Genomic DNA, 5,763 nt, shown 5'->3' with positions numbered 1-5,763 from the left:
GGTGGCCCCCGACCGGCCGACCACCGAGGACCCCGCCATGCGCCAGGACCCACCCCAGCAGACCGCTCCGGCCGCTGAACCGGCCGTCGCACTTGCCGCCTCACCGGCTGCCTCACCGGCTGCCTCACCTGCTGCTTCACCGACGCCGAGCCCCGAGGAGCTGGCCGAGCGGGCCGTGCTGCGGGAGGTCGTCGAGCAGACGGCCCGCCAGCTCGGCTACGACGAGGCCTCGGTCGGCACGGACGAGCCCTTCTTCGACCTGGGCGCCGACTCGCTGTCGATGATCAACATGATCCGGGACCTGGAGCGCGCGTTCCGGGTCCGGGTGTCGATGCGCGAGCTGTTCGAGGACGCCGACACCCCGGCCCGGCTGGCCGGGCTGATCGCCTCCCGGCTGGAGCCGGCGGTGCTGGCCACGCTGCTGCCGGCCGCCGAGCCTGAGCCCGTGGCGGTGCCCGAGCCGGTGGCAGCGCCGGTCGCCCCGGTCGTCCAGGCCGCCCCGACCGTCCAAGCCCCGGTTGTACAGGCACCGGCCGTTCAGGCACCGATCGCCCAAGCGCCGCTCGTCCAGGCCCCCGCTCCGCAGCCCGTCCCCGCCGCGCCCGTGCCCGCCGCACTGCCCCCGGTCACCGACGGCACCGGCCTGATCGAGCGCCAGCTCGCACTGCTCGGCCAGTTCTCCGACCTGATGCGCGACCAGCTCGGCCTGCTGGCCGGCGGCGCGCCCGCCCTCCCCCCGGCGCCCGTGCCCGTGGCCCTGCCCCCGGCCGCCGTACCGGCCACCGCGCAGGCACCGACGCCCGCCCCCGCCGCCGAGGCGCCCGTCGCGGAGAGCGCGACCCCGGCCCAGGCCCCGGCCGCCCCGCAGGTGCACGGCCCCCGGGTGACGGTCTCCCGCGAGTCCGGCATGGCCGCCGGCGGCCTGACCGACCAGCAGCGCGCCCACGTGGACGAGCTGGTCGCCCGCTTCACCGCCCGCACCACCGCCTCCAAGGCGATCACCCGCCGCCACCGCCGCACCCTGGCGGACAGCCGCGCCGTGGTCGGCTTCCGCTCCGGCACCAAGGAGATGCTCTACCCGCTGGCCGCCCGCCGGGCCCGGGGCTCCCGGCTGGAGGACGTCGACGGCAACCCGTACGTCGACATCACCATGGGCTTCGGTGTCCTGCTGTTCGGCCACGACCCGGAGTTCGTCTCCGAGGCCGTCCGCGAGCACCTGTCCTCGGGCCTGCGGCTGGGCCCGCGCGGCCCGGAGACCGGCGAGGCCGCCGAGCTGCTGGCCGAACTGACCGGCACCGAGCGGGTCGCCTTCGCCAACTCGGGCACCGAGGCGAACGCCGGGGCGATCCGGCTGGCCCGCGCGCACACCGGCCGGGACAAGATCGTCATGTTCGAGGGCTCCTACCACGGTCACTCCGACCAGACCCTGGGCCGGACCCTGGGCCGCGGCGCCGACCGGGAGACCGTCCCGGTGTCCATCGGCATCCCGGGCAGCGCGGTCGCCGACCTGCTGGTGCTGCGGTACGGCGACCCGGAGAGCCTCAAGGTCATCGAGGAGCACGGTGACCGGATCGCCGCCGTCCTGGTCGAGCCGGTGCAGAGCCGCCACCCCGGCCGCCAGCCCGTCGACTTCGTCCGCTCGCTGCGCGAACTGACCACCCGGCTCGGCATCGTGCTGGTCTTCGACCAGATGCTCACCGGCTTCCGCCCCCACCTGCGCGGCGCCGAGGGCTTCTGGGGCGTCACCCCGGACATGTCCACCTACGGCAAGGTGCTGGGCGGCGGCTACCCGATCGGCGCGATCGCCGGACGGGCCGACATCATGGACGGGATCGACGGCGGTCACTGGGACTACGGCGACGACAGCTACCCGCCCAAGGACACCACCTTCTTCGGCGGCACCTACATCCAGCACCCGCTGGCGATGACCGCCGCGGGCGCGGTGCTGCGCCACCTCAAGGCGGCCGGCCCCGGCCTCCAGGAGCGGCTGAACGCCCGCACCGACGAGCTGGCCACGACCCTGAACACCTTCTTCGAGGAGGAGGAGTTCCCGCTGCGGCTGGCCCACTTCGGCTCGCTCTTCCGGTTCGAGCCCCGGGCCGACATGGAGCTGCTCTTCCCGCACCTGCTGACCCGCGGGGTCTACGTGTGGGAGTGGCGCAACTTCTTCCTCTCCACCGCCCACACCGACGGCGATCTGGAGTTCGTCATCGACGCCGTCCGCGAGTCGCTGCGCGACCTGCGGCGCGGCGGCTTCTTCCCGGCCTCCCCCGGCGTCCGCCTGCCGGCCCCGCGGCCGGCCGCCGAACTCCCGGTGCCCGCCGCGACCGTACCCACCCGGACCGTGCCCACCCGGACCGTGGGCGGCGCCCCCGCCCCGGCCCTCCCGTACGAGCCGGTCAGCGACCCGCAACGGCCGGTGGACTTCAGCCTCTACTTCTTCGGCGACTACCCGCTGGACTCCCCGGACGACGAGAAGTACCGCATCGTCCTGGAGAGCGCCCGCTTCGCCGACCGGCACGACTTCCACTCCGTCTGGCTGCCGGAGCGCCACTTCCACTCCTTCGGCGGCATCTTCCCCAACCCCTCGGTGCTGGCCGCCGCCCTGGCCCGGGAGACCAGCCGGATCCGGCTGAACGCGGGCTGCGCCGTGCTGCCGCTGCACCACCCGGTGCGGGTGGCCGAGGAGTGGTCGGTGGTCGACAACCTGTCCGGCGGCCGGGTCGGCCTGGGCTGCGCGAGCGGCTGGCACCCCAACGACTTCCTGTTCTTCCCCGAGCGCTACGGCAGCCACAAGGAGCTGATGCACCGGCAGATCGACACCGTCCGGTCGCTGTGGCGCGGCGAGCCGTACCAGGGCCGCAACGGCAACGGCGAGCCGATCGAGGTGACCCTGCACCCGCGCCCGCTGCAGGAGCTGCCGCCGATGTTCACCGCGATCGTCGGCAACCCGGACAGCTTCCGCGAGGCGGCCCGGCACGACCTCGGCGTCATCACCAACCTGATGACCCAGGACGTCGCCCAGCTGGCCGAGAACATCGCGGTCTACCGGCGCACCCGGGCCGAGCACGGCCTCGACCCGGAGGCCGGCCGGGTGGTCGTGCTGGTGCACACCTACCTGGGCACCGACCTGGCCACCGCGCGCGAGCAGGCCTACCGGCCGTTCTGCCACTACCTGCGCTCCTCGCTCTCGCTGTTCGGGCAGATGGCCAACAGCCTGGGCCTGACCCTGGACTTCGAGAACGCCCGCGAGGAGGACCTGGAGTACGTGCTGGAGCGCGCGTACGAGCGGTACTGCGCCTCCCGCGCGCTGATCGGCACACCGGAGAGCGTCCAGGGGGTGCTGTCCGAGCTGCGGGCGGCCGGCGCCGACGAGATCGCCGCCTTCGTGGACTTCGGGCTCTCCCCCGAGCTGGTGGCGGCCGGGCTGCCGCAGCTCGACGTCCTGCGCCGGGACACCCTGCGCGGCGCCCAACTGTCCTACGCCCAGCAGCGGATGTGGTTCCTGCACCGGATGCTGCCCGACGGCGGTCAGTACAACGAGGTCAAGGCGATCGCCCTGGACGGCCCGCTCGACGCCCAGGCGCTGGACACCGCGCTGCGCCGGCTGGTCGAGCGCCACGTGGCGCTGCGCACCGTCTTCCGGGAGCAGGACGGCGAACCGTTCCAGCAGGTGCTGGCACCGCCCGCCGGCCCGGTGCTGCGGCGGCTCACGGCCGACCCGGCCGCCGAGGACGCCGTCGCCGACCTGGTCGCCGCCGAGGGCGCGCACCGCTTCGACCTGGCCGAGGGCCCGCTGTTCCGGGCCCTGCTGCTGGAGCAGGCGGCCGACCGGCACGTCCTGGTCCTGTCGATGCACCACATCGTGATCGACACCCTGTCCACCGTGGTGATCACCCGCGAGCTGGGCGAGCTCTACCTGGCCGCCCAGGAGGGCCGGGCCGCCCACCTGCCGGTGCTGACCACCGGCCCGGCCGCCGAGGCCGCCCGGGAGCGGGCCCGGGTCGCCGACGGCGAGTACGACGAGAGCCTCGCCCACTGGCGCAAGGTGTTCGGCGGCGGCGACCTGCCGGTGCTGGCACTGCCCACCGACCGGCCGCGCCCGGCGGTGCCGGACGGCCGAGGCCGCTCCTTCGTCCACCACCTGCCCGCCGAACTCTCCGATGGCCTGCGGGAGTTGGCCCGCTCCAAGCGCTCGACCCTGTTCATGGTGCTGCTGACCGGCTTCGCCGGCGTCCTGCAGCGCTACGCCGGCCAGGACGAGATCGTGCTGGGCACCCCGGTGGCCAACCGGGCCGAGGGCACCGAGGACCTGGTCGGGTTCTTCGTCAACACGCTGGCACTGCGCCTGGACCTGTCCGGCGAGCCGGCCTTCGCGGAGGCGCTGGGCCGGGTCCGCTCCACCGCGCTGGACGCCTACGAGCACCAGCAGCTGCCCTTCGAGGTGCTGGTTCAGGAGCTGAACCCGCAGCGCGACACCAGCCGCAACCCGCTGTTCCAGGTCATGGTCGAGTTCGAGAACCACATGGTCTTCGAGCTGGACCTGCCCGGGGTGACGGCCCGCCCGCTGGACCACGTCGCCGACCGCGCCGCCTTCGACCTGACGCTCTTCCTGACCAGCCTGCCCGACGGCATCCGCTGCCACGTGGAGTACGCCGACACCCTGTTCGACCGGGCCACCGTCGACCGGCTGCTCGGCGCCTTCGAGCGGCTGCTCACGGCCGCGGTCGCCGACCCGGAGCGCCCGCTCGCCGAACTGGCCGTGGCGCCCGCCGACACCGCCCTGGAGTGCGGACCCGCCGCCGCCGAGGACCCCGAGCACCCGCTGGCCACCGTCGCCGCGACCGCGGCCGAGCGGCCCGAACAGACCGCGGTGGTCGCCGCCGACGGCACCGAGACGGACTACCGGACGCTGCTGGCCCGCTCCGAGGACCTGGCCGGCCGGCTGCTCGCGGCCGGCGTCCGCGAGGGCAGCCGGGTGGGCGTGCTGCTCCCCCGCTCGGTGGACCTGGTGGCCGGGCTGCTCGCCATCCTGCGCCTCGGCGCCGTCCACGTCCCGGTCGACGTTCTGCAGGGCCCCGAGCGCTGCCGGCTGATCGTCCAGGACAGCGCGCCGGTCGTCCTGCTCACCACCACGGACGACGCCCCGAAGGAGCTCGGCCTGACCGTGCCGACGGTGCTCACCGGCACCGCCCCGGCCGACACCGCCCCCGCCGCGCTGCCCCCGCTGCCCGCCCCCTCGGCGCAGGCGCCCGCGTACCTGCTGTACACCTCCGGGTCCACCGGCCGCCCCAAGGGCGTGCTGATGCACTCGCTGGCCCTGGCCCACTTCGTGGCCTGGAACGTCGCCGACCACCCCGCGGCCCGCACCCTCCAGTACGCCTCCTGCGGGTTCGACGTCAGCGTCCAGGAGATCCTCACCACGCTGGCCGGCGGCGGCACCCTGCTGCTGATCGAGGAGGAGACCCGCTACGACGTGACGGCGCTGGCCGCCGTCGTCCGGGCCACCCGGGCCGAACGGGTCCACCTGCCGTACACCCCGCTGGCCGCGCTGGCCGACGCGCTCGGCGAGGAGCCGGTGCCGCACCTGCGGGAGCTGATCTCCGGCGGCGAGCAGGTGCTGCTCACCCCCGGACTGCGGGCCTTCCTGGGCCGCAACCCCGGCTGCCGGCTGGTCAACCACTACGGCCCGACCGAGACCCACGCGCTGACGGCCGGTGAGATCGAACCGGACGGCCCGGAGTACGCCCCGATCGGCCCCCC

At 74.7% G+C, this 5,763-nt stretch carries 1 protein-coding gene; it reads left to right on the top strand.

All coding sequences use genetic code 11. The annotated features are described in order from the left end of the window. Positions 1-37: 37 nt before the first annotated feature. On the top strand, positions 38-5,763 hold a 5,726-nt coding region (locus tag ACFU6K_RS29430), incomplete at its 3' end, for a MupA/Atu3671 family FMN-dependent luciferase-like monooxygenase (RefSeq protein ID WP_380668081.1).

The sequence above is a fragment of the Kitasatospora sp. NPDC057512 genome (assembly GCF_042802135.1).
Taxonomy (GTDB): domain Bacteria; phylum Actinomycetota; class Actinomycetes; order Streptomycetales; family Streptomycetaceae; genus Kitasatospora.
Note: the sequence above shows the minus strand (reverse complement) of the source record. Positions and strands in the feature narration are given on the sequence as shown.